The organism is Streptomyces sp. NPDC044061, assembly GCF_056434305.1.
On the sequence record NZ_JBWKFL010000171.1, the window covers coordinates 1 to 1,575 of the forward strand.

The 1,575-nt window shown below is 66.7% G+C and carries 2 protein-coding genes; both read left to right on the forward strand.

The window, feature by feature from the left end:
* The first annotated feature begins 192 nt into the window (after positions 1-192).
* Complete coding sequence (locus AC07CM_RS50890) at positions 193-453, forward strand: hypothetical protein (RefSeq protein ID WP_478883357.1); 261 nt, start codon at positions 193-195, stop codon at positions 451-453.
* A gap of 298 nt (positions 454-751) precedes the next feature.
* Positions 752-1,504 carry an aminotransferase class III-fold pyridoxal phosphate-dependent enzyme gene (locus AC07CM_RS50895; RefSeq protein WP_478883358.1) on the forward strand — a complete coding sequence of 251 codons (753 nt, stop codon included), beginning with the start codon at positions 752-754 and terminating at the stop codon, positions 1,502-1,504.
* The last annotated feature ends 71 nt before the right edge of the window (positions 1,505-1,575 follow it).

A 1,575-nucleotide genomic window follows, 5' to 3' on the forward strand; every position in this document is an offset into this window, starting at 1 on the left:
CATGCCCAACTCCCGCCGATCAAACCGAACTTGGCTTGATCATATCAAGAAAGCGCAGGTCAGAACAGATGCGAAGAGAACTCCGCCGCTGCGCGGCCCCGGTCCGAGGATCCATTCCTCCCCGGCCTGAAGGCCGGGGCCTCCTGGAAGAAGTCCGGTGATGCGATCCCGCCGGAGCTGGTGCCTGGCACGGTGGACATCATCTCGTGCCGGCACAGCTTCGAGTTCCTGGACCGGGCCCGCTTCATTACTGACGCGCGGCGCTGGCTCACCTCCACGGGCGTACTGCAGATCACGACGCACCGCGCGAGGCGAATGCCGCCGACAACTGAGCACCAGGGCCTGCGTGACGAAGAGATCGAGGGACTGCGCACGGGCTGGCGGTACATGACGACGTACGGCCTGGACGCGGGCGGCAGCCTCATCGGAATCGTGCTGCGCGGCCCACGCTGACGACTCCATTGGGAGCCCGGCCAGCACGGTCATCGACCGCTGCAGGCCCTCGCCATAGGCGATACCGCCTCTATCGAAAGCGGGCATCGTGCAGGCCCAACTGCTCGCGGATCTCGCGGCGCGACAACCCCCGGGCGCGCTCGACACGCCACGCTCCACCTCACCCGGGATTGGTCGGTAGCGGATTCGATCGCTGCGGCGTCTCCCGCAATGACCACGGCCTTGGAGCGGGCCGGCAATCAGAAACCGATCCGCTGTCGCGCGCGTGCGTAGGCGACCGTGCCCAGAAAGGACCTACGTGAACGACTACATGACCCGTCGCAGACGGCTGCTGACGTCATCCAGACCCCTGCCGGACTTGGAGGTCGTGGGATCGAGTGGCGCCTGGCTGCACCTGGCTGACGGCCGCCGGATCTTCGACGGATCGAGCGGACTGCTCTGCGCCAACGTGGGACAAAACAGCCCCAAGGTCTTCTCCCGCATCGAGGAGCAGTTTCCAAAGTACTCCTACGGTGGCGCCGCAGTAGTCCAGCCTCATGTCCAGATGGAGCTGATGGAACGTCTGTGCCGCGCCGTGGACCGCCCGGACGACTCCGTCGCGCTGACCACATGCGGGACGCTCGGCGTGGAGGTCGCGGTGGGCCTGGCGCGGAACATCACCCGGATGCGTGACGGGAAGCTCCGCGGGGACATTCTGACGTCCAACCTGAGCTATCACGGGATGAGCGCGCTGACCCTCGGTCTCGCCGGGAATCACGCCCGTCGACCCTGCCCAGAGGACGCGCTCGGCCTTGGCCCGGCCTTTCCCCCGCCCTACCCGCCCACGCACTGCCACGACGGCCGTGCGTGCGACGCCTCCTGTGCCGACGAGATCGCGCACGTGATCGACAGCAGGGGCGCGGAAAACGTCTCGGCGGTCATGATCGAGCCCGTCAACGGGAGCACCGGCGGCGCCTACGTGCCGCCTGCCGGCTACCTGCGGCGAGTGTCGGAGATCTGCAGGAAACGCGGCGTGCTGGTCGTCCAGTTTACCGACTCTCAGAGTGTCTGAATCGGCTCTGACCTGCGGTGATGCGTCACGTAGGCGTTCGCGACGTAGGGAAGACCGTTGCGTCGAGGGCA